We start from the raw sequence: 21,026 nt of genomic DNA, 5'->3' as shown, positions 1-21,026 counted from the left end.
AATTTGAGCCCTTCCCGGTAATTGAAAAAGTTGATTCATTATTTCTCTTTCTCTGCTTCTAATGCTGCTTTTTCGGCGGCCATCTGCAAGGCCATGCCATCTAATTGGATGGGAGCATTATCCCAGTATCCAAATGCTTTTACGATTTTACCATCCACAAACTGCGAAGTGATGTGAATTGGGGTTTCGTAGCTTTTACCATTAGCTGCCATGGTTCCCTTCCATACGCTCCAATAGTTCACCCAAGTCTCACCTTTATCATCCAATACCATCTCCAAAGCTTCTCCAGCGCGGTCAATTGTATAAGATGACATTCCCTCCACTTCCATTTTCTGTTGGGCTATGATTTCCTGAATAGTCGCAGGATTTTTTTCGGTAGTATTGAAGAATATCTGAGCTCCCTCAGCATAATTGGCTTGATAAGCATCCCATTCTCCGTTGATGTAGTTGCCAATGATTGATTTAATTACTTCGATTTCTGCAGATTGCTGGGTGTACCGCTGTTTGCCTTCACACGCGAATAGCACTGCTGCAATTCCACTGATTAGAATGAATTTTTTCATGATTTTAGTTTTTCTATTTCTAAGAAACTCTAATTGACAATCATACTTTTTGCCTTTTCGGCAAGTTCTTTAGAAGTCTCCAACCCCTTATCTGCGGCCATTTGATAATATTTTGCCGAGTTTTTATAGTCTTGCACATTCATATAATATTCGCCCATTGAGTCGTATGGATTAGCTTCTTCAGGAAATTTCTTGATGTACTTTTCAAAGGATTTCTTAGCTTCCTTCATGTTGCCAGCTTCCATATTGGCATAGCCTAGCATATTGTATCCACCGCCATGATTTGGTGCAAGTTTCACCAGCATTTCACCGTTTTTCACAGCTTCTGCATAGTCCTTTTTGTAGAAATAATTCACAAAAAGACCCATATCATAAGCTTGGGCAGTAGAAGGATAGGCTACCTGAAGCTCCTTAATCACTCCGGAGATATCGGATTTCAGATCCTTATCCAGCATTACCAGAGCCTTTCTCAGGATCTTTTCAGAACCGGTCAGTTTGTTTTCAGGCACAGCCAAAGCCTTAGTGATGTTTTCTTTTGGAAAATCAGAGTTACTTGCATTCAGGCTTCCTAATCCCCGATGTGCTAAAGCCATAAAGAATTCGGGGTCACTTTCTAGGGCTTTCATCATTAAATCCCGGTAGGCTGTTAGGTTAGCGTGCTGTGTGGACAGTACAGCATCTTGATAAGCTTGCTTGGCCTGTGCCGAAGTGGTAGAAACAGGTAAGAAATAATCCTGTGCCTGTAGCGTGCTGATGGCAAAGATGAGGATGGCGAAAAGAATTAGCTTTTTCATAGTATTTTGGTTGATAAGTGTAAAGATTATTTGATTGGACGGCTCATGTCCGTGTTTAATTTGTACTGATACACCCAGGTATTTTCAACTGATAATCTGAAGTTTGTCTGAAGCGAATCTCGTTTCGCTTTTCCATGTTCTTTTTCATAAATGTCCCAAACTCCATCTTTCACAATATCCATTTCTGCAAAGTTTTTGAAGGGAATCACGTAGTGGTAGTCTGGATTTTCGGGACCCATGGTCAACCAGCTGTACCAATACCCTCTCATGGCGACCACAAAAGATACCTTTGCCAATGATTTAAAAAGAGTTCTCATACTAAACTTGGGATATTTCTTACTAATTTGTCAAGGGCAAAGGCTTAAAAAAAGATAGGTAGGACGAATTGATCCAAATCCTGTCCCAAATGGCTTAAAAACTTTTCGAGCTTTTTTGAAACTATAGAATTCTGGTTTTCAAGGTTTTAAACTTTGGCGTAGTTTTCTTAGTATGAGAGTTTGGATCCTTCTGTTTTTTTTAAAATGTATATCCGCTTTTTTGCAACCATTCATCCAAAACTAAAATGGCTTTTTCACAATCAAAAATAACTGGACTGCCAGCCTGGACACGATTTTTTCTACATCTTTCATGGTAGGTACTGGTCTCTGACACCGAATGCAATGGAATCAGTGATCCCAAAATCATGACGAATAGTCACGCTAGGTCTCCTAGTAAAAGTCAGGAAGTAGGTTCTTAATTCAATTTATAATTTGGTCCACCGCAAAGCACCTATTCCAAAAAACGCCTTATTTACCATTAGATTTTTCGGGTGAATGCTATCCTACTCTCCGAATATAAATCATATATGGCAATCAAAGCTTCTGAACCTTTAGCATCCGGATACAATTCATAATCTGTTATTTGCTCTCGGTTTTCAGCATAGACAGGCGTGTAATTTCCTTCACACACATTCCAGACTATCAGCAAAAAATGATAACTGATCTTACTAGCTCTACCTTCAGCCAGCCAGGATTCAAAAAGTTCTTCGTTGATATATTTGGGATAATCAGGTCCTTCAAACATGTGGGGAGTATATACTTAAAATGCTCAGGAAAATGCTGCTAAATTCCAAACACCAAAAATGGGCTTTTACGGACTTGAATCCCATTTTATTCTGATATTTATGCTATCAAATCTAAAACTTTCATCAAGCCAAGTTTAACTTGGTCGAGTTCATTCTGAGAAAGTATACCCAGCTTTTTCATAAATCGTTTTCAGCTTTTTTGTAATAAGCAATGGTATCTGGTTCGTTAGCTTGAGATTCTATTCTCTTGTAAATGTCAGATTTATATTGGCGTTATGGTTGTCCTTGACTAACCCTATTAGTGAAAGCATTTCTAGGATTAATTACCAGTAGTTGATTGATTTCACTTTCAGTAAAACCATTCTCGAGTAAAGCAGGAATAAGGGAATTGGTAATTGAATCAAAGGGTCTAATCTCGCCTCCTCTTGGAAAGCCATTTCCATCATGTGACAGTAATACTTTTTCTAGAAGCTTTTCGGATTTAAAGATTTTCAACATTTCTAAATAAGATGAAATATTCTCTTTATTGACATCATCTAATGATATCCATGCGCCCTGAGAAGCAATCTCTATTAGGTAAGCTATATCGGAGGATTGACTTGCATGCACCCATATCCAGGCAGAAGGATCTACATTATGTTTATGCAATAAATCAAGTTGAGCTTTTACGGCTTTCTGATTATCGCCAGTATGAACAGCTATCGTTAATCCTGTAGCTAGATGCGTAATGATTCCTGCCTCGAAAAGCTTTAAATCTAACTCACTTGGATCCCCGGCGTCAAATGCTAATTTGATGAATCCCGGTTTAATTCCGGTTCCACTTATTCCATCTTCATATTCATCGATCCATAGCTGTGCCAGCTCAGTTGGGCTAGCTGTATATGCAAATTCTGGAACATATTTATCTGCCGCCGCGCCATAGAAGCCTGTATTAGTGATGATTTTGATACCTGAAGCCTCCGAGATGGTTTTCAGCAAATCCACTCGTCTTCCGAAATATGCTGTAGTACAATCAACTATTGTCTCTACTCCACTTTCTTTGAGATTTTTTAAATAAGGAATGATTTGTTGGAATAGTTTGTCTTCGTCGTAAGATTCAGCATCACTAGGTTCTGCGCCGAAATTTGACATGATATGCTCATGAATGAGTGTAAACCCAAGATCTTCAGGTGATATAGCTCCAGAAACCGTTTCTATTTTTTGCTGAATAGACTGACCATGACTTTTTAGTACTACCAGTGAGCTAAGAAGTGCCAAAACAAATATGATCTGAAATGTTAATCTTTCCATACCTTAAATCTACCAAATCTTAATTCTTTCCTCCTCGGTTTTGAAGTTTTGATCACCTGGCTGAATATTGAAGGCTGTATAAAATGGCTCAAAATTCATCAGTGGATCATTAACACGTCACATGGCTGGGGAATGCGAATTGGTATTAACATAACTCATCACGGGTTTTAACTCTCCAAATTCTGGCTATAGAATAAGCAGAATCGCTGATCTTGGTAGTATCCTGTCCTTACTCAGTCATTTTGAAGGCATCGTAGGCTATATAAATCCCTCCGTTATCAGCAGTTTTCACCTATGGTCATGGCACCTTTCACATGTACAGAATACAATATGGTGAAGCTGTCATAGGGGTCAATCAACTGCTGGGCTTGAACCTTAAATTTCTCATAATCAGCATCCGTCCACCAGGTTTTAACATTTCCATATTTGTCATACTGGGCTCCTTGATCATCAAAAGCATGCCTCAATTCATGACCAATTCCGATTCCTCCATAATTATTCGCATCATCCGCAAATAGATCAAAAGAGTTAATAAAGCTAAAAGTGAGTTTCTCATAGCTACTGTTTATTGCCTTCAAAAGGTAAATTAATTTTGGAAGTGCTTAAACACCATTTCTGTACGCAGGAAAAACTCTATTGGAAACACTTGCCTTTTTCTGGATTAGTTTTCGCTAAATTACTCATCCTCAGCAAAAAACATCTTCCTTATTTCACATTTTTCAATATTACTATTAGACCAACTATATGAAAATTTTCACATTGGAAACTGCTCCTTCCCAAAAAGGAAAAATTGCTATTGTCACAGGTGCAAATAGCGGAATAGGCTATGAAACTGCCTTAGGCTTGGCCAAAAAAGGCAACACTGTACTACTAGCTTCCAGAAATCTAAAGAAAGCCCAGCAGGCTCTGAATCAGATTCTAAAATTAGTGCCAAATGCAGACTTGGAAATTATATTGATAGATCTAACTAGTTTAAAATCTGTTGAGAAATTTGCCATGGAATTTTCTGCAAAATATGATCGTCTGGATTTATTGATTGAAAATGCCGGGATTATGATTCCCTCATTGACCAAAACAGAAGACGGTTTCGAAAGCCAATTCGGAGTGAATTATTTAGCACATTTTCATCTGACTAACTTGCTCTTTCCAATAATCAAGAAAACCAAGTTTGCACGAATTGTGACTTTGGGAAGCATGGCACATAAGAGCGGAGAACTAGATTTTGGTAATCTCAATGCAGAGAAGAGCTATTCAAGATGGAAATTCTATGCTCAAAGCAAATTGGCCTGTATGATGTTTGCATATGAGCTGCAAAGACGCATTGAGTCAGCAGGAATCCATGCCATGGCACTTTCTGCCCACCCTGGTTTTTCAGATTCAAATTTGGGTGTTTTTCTACCGGCTATTGGCAGGGCTTTATTTTCTCCTCTTACCGCATTGATCGGTCAAGATTCAAAGCATGGTGCATTGCCGACTTTAAGAGCAGCATTGGATCCAGAGGCAAAAGGTGGTGAATATTATGGCCCATCTGGCTTCCGCCAAATTAAAGGCTCCCCAGTTCAGGTAATGTCAAGCAGCAAATCTCATGATTTGGGCGCAGCAGCTAAACTTTGGTCAGTTTCTGAAGAAATGACTGGTTGTGATTTTCAGCTTTAAAATCTCTATTTTTTCAAGCTTTGCAGATAGGCAATGCTTTGAGGGACTTGTTGATAATAAATTGGACTTTCGTCTTCTAAGTAGTAGTGTTTTACCCCAGCCTTTTTGGCTGCTTTGATGATCGCCGGAAGATTAAGTTGTCCAGTTCCTAACGTCACATCATTCTCTGTGGGTGTGCCTCCAGACATATTGCCTACTACACCTTTTTTCAGATCTTTCATATGCATAAGCTTGAATCGATCTCCATATTTTGTGAGTAAAGCAACTGGGTCGGCTCCTGGGAAAAATGTCCATAGAATATCCATTTCAAAGCTAACGTATTCAGGATTAGTCTCTTTCATGATCAGATCGAATAGTGTACCGTCTCCATGTGGCACAAACTCATAGCCATGATTGTGATAGCAGAAAGTCAGGTCATAATCCTCCTTGAGCACCTTGCCCGCTGCATTGAAATCTGCAATAGTTTGCTGTGCATCTTCCAGTGAAAATCCTCCCTGATGAGGAACCCAGGCTACTCGAACGTACGTTGCTCCCAACGTTTTGGCATTCTCGGCCACTGTCGATGTCTTCTCCATCAAATCCTTGTACCCTACGCCAAATGACGAGCAATGCATGCCCCGCTTATCCAGCTCCTTCCTGATAGCTGTCGCCGTATGGCCGAAAAGACTGGAAAACTCCATATCGGTAATTCCCATAGCCTGCAGCGTATCGAGCGTAGCAGGAAGATCTTTGGAAAGGCTGTTTCTATAAGTATAAGAAACCATCCCCGGAATTTCCGGGAAAAGTAAATCTTGGGTTTGGGCAAGTACATTGAAGCTGATCAATAGGAATAAAATCCCTGTGCTAAATATTTTATTAAACATGGTTATTGGCTTGTGTATTGTTGAATATAATTCTCTTTTTGATGGACTGGTGATTTCAGAAGTTTTTTATTGTTTCTTTCTCTAAATGGCTAGTACTTCTCATGCCCCAGAGACCTATTAGCCCAAGGAATAAAATGCTGCATATTAGGCGCGTCAGTATGACCTCCATCATGCTGCCTCCAAGCTAAATCCCCATCCAGCATATCGGTATTATAAGGCGGCATTTCTTCTTTCATGTAGTCATTGCTTACACCCAGATCATCAGCACCTAATAGTTTGTACGCTACTCCTGCGGCAACCACTGCCATGTAACTTCCTTTTTGATCAAGCCATTTGGAGTCGCCTTTCTCGGGAATTCCATAACTCACAAAAACAGGCCTGGGAGCACACAAAGCCAACATATCATGTGAATCTACCGTCAGGTCACAGCCATTCATTCTTCCAAAATCTGATTTCTCTGCTCCATACTTCATGTAATTTCCAGCCATCCAGTAGTTTTCACCACCCGTGAGACTCTCTACCGCCTCACCAAAAATTCTACGGTGAAGTGTAGTTCCACCTTTTCCTGAAGAACCTATCAATGCTGTCGCAAAGCGAGGCTCGAAAGCCATCGTAACTAATGCAGCTTTTCCATATCGGGAAACTCCCTCAATTCCCACCTTTTTAGCATTGACCAAAGTGTCTGTCTCCAGATAATCTAAAGCTCTGGCAGCTCCCCATGCCCAAGCCCGAAGTGCTCCCCAATCCTCTGGAGAGCGAGGTTGGCCCTTATTCACCAAACCTATAATTCCGCGCGTGATTCCCGCATGATTATCAGCTTGAATACTACTAGGATCTAAAGTCACATATCCCCAGCCGGCTGCAAGCAATTGCTCGGTGGATGGAGATTCTCCGTTCGTTGGAGGCGCAAAGAAATTCGATCCAGGAAGTCTGGTCACTGGATTATAAGCAGGATACTTGTCAAATAGTGCTTTCAATGAAGGATCATTCTGGATCATCATTTCTTTGAAAGATGTGTTTAATGTCTCCATATCATCGCCGGAAGGCTGTGCTGGAGCCGGAAAAGAAGGACGACCGAACATCATCAAAACCGGTACCGGACCTTTAGCATTCGCAGGCACTACCAGCATCATATTGATATTCACCTCTATTAGCGGATAGGCACTATTATCTACATGCCCAATAACCTGCTTAGCTATTACAGGAGTTCGTGCGACAAATTCCCGGTCTGTGATTTTCACCTCCCACTTTACATTTGGGATATGCTGTGGAAGCTTCCCATAGACTTCTCTTTCCAATGCATCCACTAGCTCCGGTTTTCTCTCCTTCCACCATATTTCTTCTGAAGTCACTTTTCTGCCATCATTAGTAATCAGAATTTCCGGTAACTCAGGACAAGGATTAGCTTTGGCTTCATCGTAATTGGCAGCATTTGGCGCTGATTCATTGCCACTTGGTCCAGGTCTGAGCACTTGTATCCCCAGCTGCTGTTGCATATTGGCATGGTCTTGCTCATTTGTGAAGCTGACTGGAGTGGGATATTTGCTTAGTTCTAGCTTGGTAGTTTGTGCACTGCCTAAGCTTCCAATTCCCAAGAGCAGCAAAAATAGAATTGTCTTTTTCATGTGTTTATAATTGTTTTTAGAGGTCACATGGAATCTCACACGGTGCAAAATCATCGCTCTGGGTGTCGTTTTCGACATGCTCGATTTCATGTGATTATAATTTGATTTTTAATAGTCATAGCCTGTCCCGTCCGCCGCGGCGGATCGGGAGAATCTCGCAGGTTTTACAATTATCCCTACCTGTGTCGCTTGCGTCATGCTCGATTCATAATGAATTATTGGGTAAACTGAGCATGCTATTTTTGATGTTTCTGTACATGCCTGGCAGCATCGATCATGGTTGTAATCCAGATTACATCTTCATTTCCTGCTAAGTAATCAAGCAGTTCCTGATGCGCTTCTATAGAGACATTCAGATTATGCTCCCCTCCAACTCCATGAAAAAGAAAAGTGATCAAAGCATTTTTCGCTTGCGCATCTTTTACCAACTGAATCAATGCTGACCCTGATTCTCCATTGATTCCATAGCTATCTACATTTAGAAGGTTGATATTTCCAATTATGTTCAATTCTCCTCTGACACCTCTTGAAGCCACAAAATCGTCCTTTATAACCTCCATAAATGACCCTTCACCAGTCGCTGTGTCACCGCAGGTATAGGCAAAAGTCCGTTCCTTCTTACCATCCAAAGATTCAAGAAATACATTCGTCATTCGGATTTCTTTGAGGATCTGTGCAGTAGAGTAATTATGTAAATCATTATCAGCTGATACCCATGATCTTCCTGGAAGCGAAGCATCACAAGGATGATAAAGCGTGTGATTTCCCAGCTCATGACCCAGGTCTGCCGCTTTTTTCCAATCTTCTATTCGATTCTTACTTCCTGGGAAAAAGGCTGAAAGGTAGAATGTACCCTTGAGTTTATGAGCTTCTAGGGCAGGAACTACCTCATCCAAATGTACATTCAGCGCATCATCGTAGGTTAGTACAACTGCGGCTTGTTTGCCATTCCAGAGCTTTTCAGAAGTAGTGGGATTTTGGGCAAAACAGTGCAACGGAACACAGAACAATCCTATAAATAGGAGCTTAAAAATTGTATACATAGAATAGGTTTTAGGTTGGGCTTGTTGAGTTTAAACCTTGGTCAAATTCACAGCTAATTGAACAAGCATCCTCTTGATTAACCATAGCTTAAAAACAATTCAGACACAAAGTATCTTTTGCCTTACTCCCATGCAAACCGACCAACACTTTTCTAAAAATTCAATCGTTCAGAGAGAACATTTAGGTCAATTCCTCTACTCTACCCTCATAATCAAACTGCAAGTCTTCATGCAAGCCAGAAATCAATTTCACAGCTTTGCTGAGCTGCATCTGGTACAGATTATCCAAAACCTGATTTCTGTGCCTGAGGAAACCATATTCTCGCAGCTTTTCACAAAAAAACAGTAGCACTTCGATCTGATCAGTTTTGACTTTACTCAGTTTGAGTAGTTTGTTCATTTTCCGTCGTAGCTTCTGTGCGGCTTTCTTGGCATAATAAGAATGATCTCCTCTCGCCGCTAGAAAATCCGTTTCCAGCTCCTCCCGCACCATCTCAAGATACAGACCAGGATTATCCTTCTCGCTTAGCTTGAAAAATAGATAGGATTTGTTGTCCCTGCTGAATTTGCTCAAATCCGTCACCAAATCAATTAATTCCTTCTCATTGAGATAGCTGAGTTCCTTTTTGAGTTGAGCGAGACTTGGGATTTTCATACCGCAAGTTAAAGCATGCCTTATGTTTTTGCTAAAATCCTTACCATCGAAATGAATCTTCTTGAATAAGTTGGAGAACTTATATTTATTAGGCGATCTATATTTCCATGAAAGAAATTCAATCGATTATCCAAGCATATGAAACCTTCCACACAGAAGGCAAGAAAGTAGCACTTGCGACGGTAGTCCAAGTGGATGGCTCGGCCTACCGTCGTCCTGGAGCTAGAATGTTGGTTTCCGAAGATGGAGAACTTACCGGGGCGATCAGTGGAGGATGTCTGGAAGGAGATGCGCTGCGCAAAGCTCAGACCGTAATCTTCCAGCAAAAATCAATGCTAGTCACCTATGATACTACCGATGAAGATGATCAGAAATTTGGAGTTGGATTAGGCTGCAATGGAATTATTCATGTATTGATAGAACCAATTGATTATCAAAATAATATAAATCCTATTGAGCTGCTTAAAATTGCAATTCATGAACGGGTGTTTTGTCGATTAATCACAGTGTTCTCGGTTAAATACTCCAAGCAGGAACAGATTGGTACCACAGTGCTATTGAAAGAGAATCAGGTTTTTGGGAATGTGGAATGTCTGAAAAATAAGCTTTGGCTCCGAGTGCAGCAAGAAGTGAATTCCGTTGACTCAGCTTCTCATATTATTCGTAAATACGCTGATCTTGATGACCTGCAAGTTTTCATTGAAGCCATCAAACCCAGAATAAGAGTACTCCTCTTTGGAGCTGGGAGTGATACTATTCCCTTGACAAAAATAGCCGATGTATTGGGCTTGGAAGTGATAGTCATCGATGGTAGAAAGAATCTTGCCACTGCGCAGCGCTTTCCCACAGCACATCGAATAATTACCGGCTCCGGTGATGAGGTAGTAAGGCAACTGGAAACAGACATTTACACGGCTGCTTTATTGATGACTCACAATTTTGAATATGAAGCATTGGTATTAAAAGACCTCTTGCCCTTGGGCTTGAATTATATTGGAATTTTGGGACCAAAGAAAAAATCTGAGAAACTGGTGGATCGCTTAGAAAATCAGGGAATCCCTGTAAATCAGAATTCTATCTTTTCTCCCATGGGTTTGGATATAGGAGCGGAGGGCTCAGAAGAAATCGCTTTGTCTATATTGGCGGAAATGAAGGCGGTTATGGCAAAAAAACAAGGTACCTTTCTGCGGGAAAAGAATGGCCCCATACACGAAGAAAATCGATGAAATCGAGCATGACTCAAGCGTCACACACTGGGATGATTATCTACCATGCGAGACAGGTTATGACCTTTGAAAATCAAAATATAAACAGATGAAAACAGGAATAATCATACTTGCTGCAGGAGAATCAACTAGACTTGGCTACCCAAAGCAGATCGCTAAATACAAGGAAAAAACATTGCTTCAGCTGGCAATAGATGCTGCAAATGAATCAAAGGCCGACAAGCGAGTTTTAGTTCTTGGCGCAAATCGAGATGAGATTAAGAAGACGTTTGCGGGTGCTAGCATCCCGAATATCCCAAATTCGCACTTCGAAAAAGGCATGTCTTCCAGCATCAAAGTGGGACTCGAATACATGCTCAAATTCGATAAACCTGACCAAGTAATTATTATACTTTGTGATCAGCCTTTTGTGGATGCGAAGATCCTTAATAAGCTTATCTCCACTCAAAAGAAAGAATCAAAAGGAATCGTTGCCTGTGAGTATTCCAAAACGGTTGGCGTGCCTATTCTTTTTGGCAAGGCCTATTTTAAACAATTAATGGAGCTTACAGGTGATGAAGGGGCAAAGAATATCGTCCTTGCCAATGAAGATGATATGGCGACGGTTTCCTTTCCAAAAGGCAAAGTAGATATTGATACGGAAGAGGATTTGAGGGATTTGAATTTGTAGGTTCAAAAGTTCTCGGTGCGGCGCAACGAATATCTCCCGCTGAGGCGCAAAAGCGCTATTCTTTTCTATTTTACTTTCTAACATACAACTGTATCTCTACACCATTTTTTGTAGCATATCACCTTTTTTTCTAAATGAGCTAACTTTTCCTTCTAAGTTCAGCATACTTTCAAGAGGCTGTCGCATAATCAGATTTTCTTGTCAGGCTGAGCGAAGTCGAAGCCTTTAATGTGCTAATTAAGCCCATTTCGACTTTGCTCAAAGTGACTATTATGGGTTATGAGACAGCCTCATTTAGTGTTCTGTTTGACGCCATCCTAATCCCTACTTCAAACTACCCAAATGTGCCCATTCGGTGGAATATAATTCCACTAAAAGGGAAAGGCATTCGCATCTAGAATTTAATTAAATGGCTTAAATGGATTCTAATCACAGTATTATCCAGTGGCACAGATATGGTGTAAGGTGAATCATACAATAATAACTAACTAACTATCAACATGAACACTCCTAATAATGCCAAAATCAATTGCTCGGATACTATCTCATGCAATGTGAAAACTGCGAGAGATGAATCTGTCGGTTCTATCAAAGACATCGTGATCAACACCTCAACAGGTAAGGTTGATTATGTAGTACTAAAAGTAGATGAAGGATTCCTGAATCTTGGTTCAAAACTTCTTGCTTTACCATTTGAATCCTTTGAATTCAATCCAGAGCAAGAAGATGTAGTCATAGTCAAGGAAATCAAAGAAACTTTGAAAAATGCTCCTGGATTTGACGATAATGATTGGCCTTCTGGCCCACAAGCCGAATTCATTCACGACATGCGCACCTTTTATAGCGAGGAAACCCGCAGTCTATATGGTCGATATGATCACGAAAACAAATCCTTTTACAATGATGAGGATCGATTTGATGCCTCATCAGACCGGATTCGAGATCCAGAATTTGGAGATGGATTTTTAGAAACAGACCACCGAGGCGATAGACAGTCAGACAATCGGAGAGGTGGAGATCCACTTTTATAATAGTTGATCCTTTATATCCTAAGCAAGGCTAATCCGTAAATGGGTTAGCCTTTTGCCTTGAAGATCTAATGATAAAAAGCTAGTTAGAATAACTATGGATAGTCTAGTTTAATAATTTATTGCCAAAAAAAATGGCTTAGCGCCAATGTGGGACAAATCTTAAGCTACCTCGTTGCGTCATCGAGAGAAACAATTATCCCCTCAACTCCGCTACCACCTTTTTCACCCAATCTACGACATCCATTACCTGCTGCTCAGTGGTATTCCTGCCTAAACTAAACCGAATCGAAGATCTTCCCAAATCAGCATCCAAACCCATCGCCTGTAGCACATGTGATGGTTTAGGTGAAATACTAGTACAGGCAGAACCTGAGCTCACAGCTACTTTTTGACATACTTTGCGAAGTAACTCCTCCCCTTCCACTCCACTAAAGGCAATATTACTTACATGCGAAAGACGGTTCTGATCCCCATTCAACTTTGTGCTTGATAACGATAGGAGATTGTTATCCAGAAAGTTACGTAGGTTACCTAAGCGAATGGACTCCTCCTTCATTGTCGTCATTCTAAGTTCTGCAGCTTTCCCAAAACCTACAATGGCCGGTACATTAAGTGTTCCGCTTCGGAAACCTTTCTCATGCCCTCCTCCATGGATTTGGGCTAGTGGCTTGGGCAAAGAATGATTATGCCGAATATACAGCGCTCCAATTCCCTTCGGTCCATAGAGTTTATGAGCAGAAATCGCCATTAAATGTACACCCTTGACAGAGATTGGAATTTTGCCAGCAGCTTGTACAGCATCACTTAGGAAAATGATATTTTTCGCTTCTGCCAAAGCTTTGATTTCTTCAATGGGATGAATGACACCAGTTTCATTATTTGCCCACATCAGACAAATCATTTTAGTATAAGGGAGTATGTTAGATTTCAGCAATGCAGTATCAATATTCCCTTCAGCATCCACAGGCAAATAGGTCACCTCAGCCCCATGTTCTTCTAGGACTTTCATACTGTCTAGCACTGCCTTATGCTCAGTTGTACAGGTGATGTAATGCTGCTTTTCTCCTCTGTACAGGTCAAAAGTGCCTTTAATGGCAAGATTTAGAGCCTCGGTAGCTCCTGAAGTGAAAATAAGCTCTTTGGCTTGAGCACCTATCAAGTTTGCGATTTGCTCTCGGGCCTCCTCAACTGCATTTTCCGCCACCCATCCATAGGCGTGTGACTTACTGGCAGCATTTCCAAAATGCTCTCCAAGCCAAGGAATCATGGCTTCAACGACTTCTGGAGCGCAAGGTGTGGTAGCGTTATAATCTAGGTAGATGGGGTAATTCATGGTATCACTTAAATGGTGGCTAGGGAGATTCACTAAGTTAATCAGAAGATCGGTGACTGATCAAAGCCTAAACCACGAAAAATCGTAATATTCTTATTGTTTTAACATCAAATATCGGCAACTTTTCAGCATGCAAGAAACCTGGACTATATCATTACCTAAATCCGATCAATCCATTTCAGATCAAATTAAGCGGGCATTAACAGACAATAAGAAGGAGCTAGGGATTTTCCTTTCTTACTATTTCAAAAAAGAAGGAGCGCTTACGGAAAAAGTGGATTTGCATTCTGAGATTAATTTGAAAGATCAAAGTTCTGGAGATTTTGAATTAGAATTCGATCTGGTACACTTCAATGCCTGTCTTGCTATCCATGAGCAAAAGCGCGATCAGATAAAAATCACCTTTGAGATTGAAGACCATAAGCTGACCCTCAAAGGCCCCTATTGGCCGGAAAGAGGGATGGATGAGATTTGAAAAAAAAGCAAGTAGCAAGTATCAAGATGTTAGACACAAGATATAAGATTAATGAATACTAGAACCTAGAGTCTAGAAACAAGAACCAAGAGGTAGATTGTTGCCTTATTCCAAGTTGGAAAAGCCTACAAAAGACAATAAATAGAAAGCCTTTCAAAGTTAACTTTGAAAGGCTTTCTTATTTTAGTCTTGGCTCTGAAATCTGAGATCTTGACTCTCTTCTTTTGTCTAACGTCTTAATACTTGATACTAGAAATCAATCATACTCTCTTTATTCCAAGATTAAGATCAGTGAATTCCTTTTGCTCAATAAAGGGCTGACTTCTTAGCCTTCTTTCGGTTGCACTGAAGATAGCATTTGCGATAGCTCCTCCTGTAGGTGGAAGACACGGCTCGCCTAGACCCGTTGGATCATATCCGCTATCCACGTAATAAGTATCCACTGCTGGAACTTCTTTCATTCGTATCAGGCGGTATTTATCGAAGTTGGTCTGAGTAGGTAATCCTGCTTCGAAAGTAAGGTTGCCATACATCGCATGTCCCATTCCATCTACCACCCCACCACGAACCTGATGATTGGCTCCAGTAGGATTTATGACCATTCCGCAGTCAGTGATCACATGGATTTTCTTCAAAGTAGGACTTCCGTTTTCCATCTCAATATCAGCTACTTGAGCTACGTATGTTCTATGAGAGAAATAAACGGAAAAGCCTTGTTTTACATTTGGGTTTTTACCCCAATTGGATTTCTCAGCTGCCATTTTGGTGACACCGATCATACGATCTACATTGTATTGAAGCTCGCCTCCTACTGGATTTGCTTTAGCTTTTTCCATTAATTCCAGCCTGAATTCCACTGGATCTTTTTTGGCAGCCAAAGCTACTTCATCCAAAAATGACTGCTCGGCATATGCTAGAAAATTTGTGATAGGTGCACGCCATGCATTCGTAGTAATCGATGATTCGTAATTCACATTTTCAATCAGCAGATTATCTACTGCACCAGCTGGGAAGTTATTCTCTCTAGTGCTGTTTCCGGCATTCATCCCTACGCCCCGAAGTTTGTATCCGGTCATATTGCCTTCGGCATCCAAGGCTGCTTCAAATCTATAGCGTACAGCAGGCCGGTAAGCTCCACCAGTCAGATCATCTTCCCTACTCCAGGTTAATTTCACCGGTGCATTCATCAATTTGGAAACATGAACTGCTTCAGCCACATAATCTGCACGAAGCCTGCGACCAAAACCTCCTCCTAATCGAGTGATTTCTACCGTGATATTCTCAGGCGGAATTCCAAGTATTTCCGCTGCCGTATCTCTGGCTCTTTCCGGTGTTTGTGTAGGGCCAACTAACTCAACTGAATTTCCCTTTACATGGGCAAAGAAATTCATTGGCTCCATAGGAGAATGTGAGAGAAAAGGACATTGGTATTCAGCAGTCACTACTTGCGCAGCATTTTTAAATGCCGTATTCACATTGCCATCTTCTCGCTTTACTTCTGCTTTCCCATTGGCTAATAAATCTTTGAAAATCTGATCATGATCGGACGAGCTCTCTACTTTTCCATCAGGCTCATATTCCACATTCAATAGCTTCTTGGCTTTCATCAATGGCCAGGTAGAAGTTCCTACTACTGCCACACTATTTTCAAAAGTGACTACATCCTTCACTCCGGAGACCTTTCTGGCCGCAGCATCATCTATGGATTTGATTTTCATCCCAAACGGGGCACGCTGAATCATCGCATGAAGCATCCCTTCCCGATAAAAGTCCAATCCAAAAAGTGGCTCTCCAGTGAAAATAGCGGCATTATCCACATTCTTCACAGGGGTGCCGATGATCTTAAAGTCCTTCTTTTCCTTCAAAGGAATCTCTTCAGGAGCAGTCAAGAGGGCTGCATCGCTGGCAACTTCACCATATCCGATTTTCTTTCCACTTGCTTTATGGTAAATAATCCCCTCTGAAGTGGTCAATTCGTCGGCAGAAACTTCCCATTTCTTGGCAGCAGCAGCTACCAAAAGATACTTTGCCGTAGCTCCTGCTTTGCGAAGCCGCTCCCAAGAATGTGGCATGGCCCCGGATCCTCCAGTAAGCTGACGCTCAAACTTTTCCGTGTCCAGATTGGCCTGAAGCACACGTACTCTATTCCAATCCGCATCCAGTTCTTCGGCTACGACCATTGGAAATGAGGTCTTTATATTTTGTCCCAACTCAGGATTCGGTGAATAAATCACAATATCACCACTCGGTGCTATACTTAGGAATGCATTGAAATTCTTGGCATTTGCCAAAACCTCTTCAGTACTCAGTACTTCCATTCTGGGAGAGTCGCAGCTCATCCAATTGAAGCCTATAAATAAACCTCCTGCCGTAGTTCCGGCGATTTTCAGGAAGTCTCTTCGGTTAGTTTTTGTATGTGTTGCCATGATTATTTGGAGTTTGCAGCCATCGCAACGGCTTCTCTGATTTTATGATATGTACCACATCTACAGATATTTTTGTTCATAGCCTCGTCTATTTCATCCATTGATGGAGCCGGATTTTTTTTGAGAAATGCTGATGCATTCATAATCTGGCCAGCTTGACAATAACCACATTGGGCTACGTCCACTTCTGCCCAGGCTTTTTGAACTGGATGATCACCCTCGTCTGAAAGTCCTTCTATAGTGGTGATCTCATCGCCAGTCAGACTTGCCGCTGGAGTAATGCAGGAGAACATCGCTTCTCCATTTCTGTGAACGGTGCATGCGCCGCACTGAGCTATGCCGCAAGAGTATTTTGTTCCGACTAATCCAAGATGATCCCGAAGTACCCAAAGTAGTGGGGTATCTTCTTCTACATCAACCGAATGAGACTTTCCGTTGATTTTAAGGTTTATAAGTGCCATGGGTTATTATTTAAGTTTATCCGATTAAGTTAAAAAAAATCAGATGAGTAGCGAAACCGACTATAAAAATTTAGATAACTGCATGTCAATTTGAATTCATTCTAAAAAAAATCACCAACAAATAACTCTAGTCTCCCTCCAAAGCGCAAAGAGGCATTTTTTTTTTAACTATTCATTTGCAATCAAAGTCTTTTTAGCTGACTCTCGCTACATAGGAACGACGCAAAAACCCTCCGTGCATTTAGTGAATTAGACATATAGGATGATTGGAGAATCAGTTTGTGGGACACGAACAGTGGCGACAGATATGTGATGATTCAGCTATGTAGCCTTCTTTTTCCCCTGTGTCACTTCGTGTGTTTTGTGGTTAACTAATAAAATTTCAGAAAAAATGGCATGACATGCACCTTTTAATCTGTTTTAGAGTTAAAGCCAGTAGTTTATTTCCCCGCTTTTAAGGCTGTGTATGCTTAAGTTTTTCTTCAAAACATTCAAAATCCTAATGATCACCATCATTTCAATTGTACTTCTCGTAGCCATCATTGCCACACTCTTTGTCAATCTGAGTCCTCAATTTGGTGCAAATCCATCCAAAGAAAAACTCCTACAGTACGAAAAACTGGACTATTTCGAAGATGGGAAATTCAGTAACCTCATGCCTACCAATATGGACATGGATTTTACGGAAGCAATCAAAATGCTTCCCGAATTTTTTAAAAATGATCCCACCCGAAGACCAGATTTTAAGTTGCCAGTAGCGCATAGGGATTCTTTGGAGTTGGTAGAAAAGGATCATTCTACTCGCTTGGTTTGGTTTGGTCACTCTACTTTTCTACTTCAAATTGAAGGTAAGACCATTCTTATCGATCCCATGTTTGGAGAAGTACCGGCTCCCAACCCGCTATTAGGTAAAAAACGCTTTAGCAAGGAACTTCCGATTGAAGTGGAGAAATTACCTCAGATCGACATGATAATTATGTCACATGATCACTACGATCATCTGGATTATGGATCTATTCAAAAATTGAAGGAGAAAACGAAGGCTTTTTACATGCCTCTGGGGATGGGAGCGCATTTCGAAGATTGGGGAGTGGATTCTGCCAAAATCCATGAGTTGGGCTGGTGGGATGAGATCCAGGCAGACGGCTTACGCTTGGCTTTGACTCCTGCCCGACATTTTTCCGGACGTGGCTTAAACAATCGCTTCTCCACGCTTTGGGGTTCTTGGGTGATCCAAGGAAAGAGCGACAATATCTTCTTCAGTGGAGATAGTGGCTATGGCCCACACTTTAAGCAGATCGGTGAGAAATATGGCCCATTCAACTTTGCTATGATGGAATGCGGTCAATACAATGAGCGTTGGACAGATATTCATATGGTGCCTGAGGAAACTGCACAAGCTGCTCAAGACGTACAGGCAAAAACTTTCATGCCTATCCATTGGGCAGCTTTTACACTTGCCATGCACTCTTGGACAGACCCGGTAGAAAGAGTGTTGGCAAAAGCTAGGGAAATAGATCAGCCTATTTATGTCCCTAAGATCGGAGAATTCATTGAGTTGGATAAAAATCTTGTGACAGAGCGTAAATGGTGGCTAGAGCCAGTATTGCCATCTAATCAAATGATTTCCAAACAATAAAAATCAAAACTTCAGGCATTATTACCGCCCTTTCCTTTTCCGAAGATGGATTGTATTGAATTCTACTTTTATAAATGGGAATGTTTTGAGGCATTTTTCCTAATTTGAGGTTTTAAAAATTAATTTAAAACAACCTAAAAAACCTATGGCTCAGACTATCAAAGCTGCTATCGTGGGAACCGGATTTATCGGCCCAGCACATTTAGAAGCACTTAGAAGAATCCCTAACATCGAGGTTACCGGCCTTGTAGAAGTAAATCAGGAAGTAGCAGATGCCAAAGCCAAAGAGCTTGGCATCCCGAATGCCTACACTTTTGAAAATATGCTGAAGGATGACAGCATCGATGTAGTACACATTTGTACGCCTAACTTCCTACATTTTCCACAGGCAAAAGCTTGTTTATTGTCAGGCAAACATGTGGTATGTGAAAAGCCACTTTCAATTTCTGTAGAAGAAGCGGAAGAACTTGTTTCATTGGCCAAAGAAACCGGCCTGATCAATGCCGTCCACTTCAATCTTCGTTACTATCCTATGGTTCGCCAGATGAAAGTGATGCGTGAAAAAGGTGAATTGGGAGATGTTTATTCTGTAATGGGTTCCTACCTGCAGGATTGGCTTATCCACAAGACGGACTACAGCTGGAGATTAGATCCTAAGCAATCCGGAGGATCAAGAGTTGTTGCGGATATTGGTTCCCACCTGTTGGATATGACTGAATACGTGACTGGACTTAAAGTCACTGCGGTAATGGCTGATTTCTCTATAGTTCACCCTACCCGTCTGAAACCCTTGAAAGCAGTTGAATCCTTCTCCGGCAAAAAACTTGATCCATCAGATTACGAAGAATATGAAGTAACATCTGAAGATTACGCAACTATTATGCTTCGCTTTGACAATGGCCGTACAGGTTCTATCGTCGTGAGCCAAGTAAATGCAGGACGTAAGAACCGACTGAACATTGAGATTTCAGGTTCAAAAGCCAATTTTGAGTTCAACGCTGAGAAGCCAAACGAACTTTGGATAGGAAAGAGAGATACTGCCAATTCCATCTTGATGAAAGACCCTGCTTTGGTGGATGAGGGAGCACGCTCGTTGGTTAGCTTCCCAGGAGGTCACCAAGAAGGCTTCCCAGATACTTCCAAGCAGCTTTTCAAGGAGGTATATGCAGCGATTAGACTAGGCAAGCAGCCTGAGTCTCCTTCTTTCCCAACTTTTGCCGACGGCTTGAGAGAGCTCATCATAGGTGATGCGATTGTAGAAAGTGATACAAAAGAAGCTTGGGTGAAAATTTAGGGAAAAGTCGGAATATGAAAGACTAGAGATGCTGCCAGCAAGTAAACGCATGAGCTGACTTCAGAAGTAGTCAAAATCAGGCAAGGTCACTGGAACTTCAGTCTTCGGTTTACTTTCGCCCGTCCCAAATCATAGTACTCACTATTTCTATTAAAGTCAGTTCCAAGACTTTCTGTTTTGATAAAAAGTCGTATTTTGATGGCAAATCTAAAACCAAAAACAATGAACTTTAAAAAGAACCTTTTAGCCTTTGCCCTACTCGCTTTTGTAGGCTTTGCTGCTATTGCACAAGAGAAAGCCAGCCCAGCCAAAACCACAGAAGGAATGGTAGGCGATGCTAAAATCACAATTAATTACAGCAGCCCAGCTGTGAAAGGCCGCGTGATCTGGGGTGACCTAGTTCCATTTAATGAAGTATGGAGAGCAGGTGCCAATGAGGCAACTACCTTCACTACCACTAAGGATATTACAGTGCAAGGACAAAAACTTCCTGCAGGTACCTATGGTTTCTTCATCATTCCTAGCGAATCAGGGCAGTCCACATTCATTTTCAACAAAGTTGCCAAGCAATGGGGAGCATTTGACTATGATTCAGGCGAAGATGTATTACGCGTGGATGTTCCTTCAGGGGAAAACTCTACAATGGAAGAGCGTCTAGTGTATGAAGTAAAACCTGACAGCTTTGAAATCAGATGGGAATATGGAAAGGCTTCAGCGAAGCTAGGCTCATAAGATTTACAATCTAAATGAATTTAAAACCACGGGATCTCTCTCGTGGTTTTTTTTGATCAAGGGTTTTAGCTATAGAGGACGCACATGTAGAGGCGAAAGATTTTCTGCCCTACCAAGTGTGAATTGAATTTAGATATTGTATTATAAATTCTAATTGATTGAATGATGAAATTACATCCCGATCACT

General features: G+C 41.2%; 21 protein-coding genes. 8 read left to right on the top strand and 13 right to left on the bottom strand.

The genetic code is table 11. The features are described 5' to 3' along the window. Positions 1-38 precede the first annotated feature (38 nt). The 6 genes from U3A58_RS02845 to U3A58_RS02820 form a co-directional block, all read right to left on the bottom strand. On the bottom strand, positions 39-563 hold the full coding sequence (locus U3A58_RS02845) for a nuclear transport factor 2-like protein (RefSeq protein WP_323821874.1): 525 nt from the start codon (positions 561-563) through the stop codon (positions 39-41). Positions 564-592: 29 nt separating this feature from the next. Then, the gene (locus U3A58_RS02840; RefSeq protein WP_323821873.1) at positions 593-1,357 is read right to left on the bottom strand and encodes a tetratricopeptide repeat protein; all 765 of its coding nucleotides are present in this window, start codon (positions 1,355-1,357) and stop codon (positions 593-595) included. A 26-nt stretch (positions 1,358-1,383) separates the two neighbouring features. After that, positions 1,384-1,653 carry a hypothetical protein gene (locus U3A58_RS02835; protein ID WP_323821872.1) on the bottom strand — a complete coding sequence of 90 codons (270 nt, stop codon included), beginning with the start codon at positions 1,651-1,653 and terminating at the stop codon, positions 1,384-1,386. 499 nt (positions 1,654-2,152) lie between these two features. Further along, on the bottom strand, positions 2,153-2,419 hold the full coding sequence (locus tag U3A58_RS02830; protein ID WP_323821871.1) for a hypothetical protein: 267 nt from the start codon (positions 2,417-2,419) through the stop codon (positions 2,153-2,155). Positions 2,420-2,693: 274 nt separating this feature from the next. After that, complete coding sequence (locus U3A58_RS02825; RefSeq protein WP_323821870.1) at positions 2,694-3,710, bottom strand: phosphotriesterase family protein; 1,017 nt, start codon at positions 3,708-3,710, stop codon at positions 2,694-2,696. Positions 3,711-3,988: 278 nt separating this feature from the next. Continuing rightward, positions 3,989-4,288: a M13-type metalloendopeptidase gene (locus U3A58_RS02820; RefSeq protein WP_323821869.1), complete on the bottom strand. Its 300-nt coding sequence runs from the start codon at positions 4,286-4,288 to the stop codon at positions 3,989-3,991. Positions 4,289-4,454: 166 nt separating this feature from the next. Between U3A58_RS02820 and U3A58_RS02815 the strand changes: the two genes are divergently transcribed. Next, positions 4,455-5,366, top strand: a complete 912-nt coding sequence (locus U3A58_RS02815; RefSeq protein ID WP_323821868.1) for an oxidoreductase — start codon at positions 4,455-4,457, stop codon at positions 5,364-5,366. Between the two features lie 5 nt (positions 5,367-5,371). Here the strand turns inward: U3A58_RS02815 and U3A58_RS02810 are convergent, their stop codons facing one another. The 4 genes from U3A58_RS02810 to U3A58_RS02795 form a co-directional block, all read right to left on the bottom strand. Continuing rightward, positions 5,372-6,229: a sugar phosphate isomerase/epimerase family protein gene (locus U3A58_RS02810; RefSeq protein ID WP_323821867.1), complete on the bottom strand. Its 858-nt coding sequence runs from the start codon at positions 6,227-6,229 to the stop codon at positions 5,372-5,374. An 89-nt stretch (positions 6,230-6,318) separates the two neighbouring features. Then, complete coding sequence (locus U3A58_RS02805; RefSeq protein WP_323821866.1) at positions 6,319-7,944, bottom strand: glucuronyl esterase domain-containing protein; 1,626 nt, start codon at positions 7,942-7,944, stop codon at positions 6,319-6,321. Positions 7,945-8,090: 146 nt separating this feature from the next. Further along, entirely contained in the window at positions 8,091-8,897 is an 807-nt protein-coding gene (locus tag U3A58_RS02800; protein WP_323821865.1) for a polysaccharide deacetylase family protein, read from the bottom strand. 181 nt (positions 8,898-9,078) lie between these two features. Then, complete coding sequence (locus U3A58_RS02795) at positions 9,079-9,552, bottom strand: hypothetical protein (RefSeq protein WP_323821864.1); 474 nt, start codon at positions 9,550-9,552, stop codon at positions 9,079-9,081. 107 nt (positions 9,553-9,659) lie between these two features. Here U3A58_RS02795 and U3A58_RS02790 point away from each other — a divergent pair, with 107 nt between their 5' ends. From U3A58_RS02790 to U3A58_RS02780, 3 genes are all read left to right on the top strand, one after another. Further along, the gene (locus U3A58_RS02790) at positions 9,660-10,778 is read left to right on the top strand and encodes an XdhC family protein (RefSeq protein ID WP_323821863.1); all 1,119 of its coding nucleotides are present in this window, start codon (positions 9,660-9,662) and stop codon (positions 10,776-10,778) included. An 88-nt stretch (positions 10,779-10,866) separates the two neighbouring features. Beyond that, positions 10,867-11,448: a nucleotidyltransferase family protein gene (locus tag U3A58_RS02785; RefSeq protein WP_323821862.1), complete on the top strand. Its 582-nt coding sequence runs from the start codon at positions 10,867-10,869 to the stop codon at positions 11,446-11,448. A 500-nt stretch (positions 11,449-11,948) separates the two neighbouring features. Then, entirely contained in the window at positions 11,949-12,479 is a 531-nt protein-coding gene (locus U3A58_RS02780) for a PRC-barrel domain-containing protein (RefSeq protein WP_323821861.1), read from the top strand. 193 nt (positions 12,480-12,672) lie between these two features. On the opposite strand, the gene U3A58_RS02775 is transcribed toward U3A58_RS02780, so the two are convergent. Continuing rightward, positions 12,673-13,812: a cysteine desulfurase family protein gene (locus tag U3A58_RS02775; protein WP_323821860.1), complete on the bottom strand. Its 1,140-nt coding sequence runs from the start codon at positions 13,810-13,812 to the stop codon at positions 12,673-12,675. Between the two features lie 130 nt (positions 13,813-13,942). On the opposite strand from U3A58_RS02775, the gene U3A58_RS02770 reads away from it, so the two are divergent. Further along, positions 13,943-14,287 carry a hypothetical protein gene (locus U3A58_RS02770; protein ID WP_323821859.1) on the top strand — a complete coding sequence of 115 codons (345 nt, stop codon included), beginning with the start codon at positions 13,943-13,945 and terminating at the stop codon, positions 14,285-14,287. 260 nt (positions 14,288-14,547) lie between these two features. Here the strand turns inward: U3A58_RS02770 and U3A58_RS02765 are convergent, their stop codons facing one another. Together U3A58_RS02765 and U3A58_RS02760 are read right to left on the bottom strand one after the other, a co-directional pair. Further along, entirely contained in the window at positions 14,548-16,713 is a 2,166-nt protein-coding gene (locus tag U3A58_RS02765) for a xanthine dehydrogenase family protein molybdopterin-binding subunit (protein WP_323821858.1), read from the bottom strand. A 2-nt stretch (positions 16,714-16,715) separates the two neighbouring features. Continuing rightward, positions 16,716-17,174 carry a (2Fe-2S)-binding protein gene (locus tag U3A58_RS02760; RefSeq protein ID WP_323821857.1) on the bottom strand — a complete coding sequence of 153 codons (459 nt, stop codon included), beginning with the start codon at positions 17,172-17,174 and terminating at the stop codon, positions 16,716-16,718. 502 nt (positions 17,175-17,676) lie between these two features. Between U3A58_RS02760 and U3A58_RS02755 the strand changes: the two genes are divergently transcribed. From U3A58_RS02755 to U3A58_RS02745, 3 genes are all read left to right on the top strand, one after another. Then, positions 17,677-18,813, top strand: coding sequence for an MBL fold metallo-hydrolase (locus U3A58_RS02755; protein WP_323821856.1), 1,137 nt, complete (start codon positions 17,677-17,679; stop codon positions 18,811-18,813). A gap of 145 nt (positions 18,814-18,958) precedes the next feature. Continuing rightward, the gene (locus U3A58_RS02750) at positions 18,959-20,107 is read left to right on the top strand and encodes a Gfo/Idh/MocA family protein (RefSeq protein WP_323821855.1); all 1,149 of its coding nucleotides are present in this window, start codon (positions 18,959-18,961) and stop codon (positions 20,105-20,107) included. 222 nt (positions 20,108-20,329) lie between these two features. Continuing rightward, complete coding sequence (locus tag U3A58_RS02745) at positions 20,330-20,839, top strand: DUF2911 domain-containing protein (protein WP_323821854.1); 510 nt, start codon at positions 20,330-20,332, stop codon at positions 20,837-20,839. Positions 20,840-21,026: the final 187 nt, after the last annotated feature.

This window comes from Algoriphagus persicinus, assembly GCF_035156415.1.
Classification (GTDB): Bacteria; Bacteroidota; Bacteroidia; order Cytophagales; family Cyclobacteriaceae; genus Algoriphagus; species Algoriphagus persicinus.
Note: the sequence above shows the minus strand (reverse complement) of the source record. Positions and strands in the feature narration are given on the sequence as shown.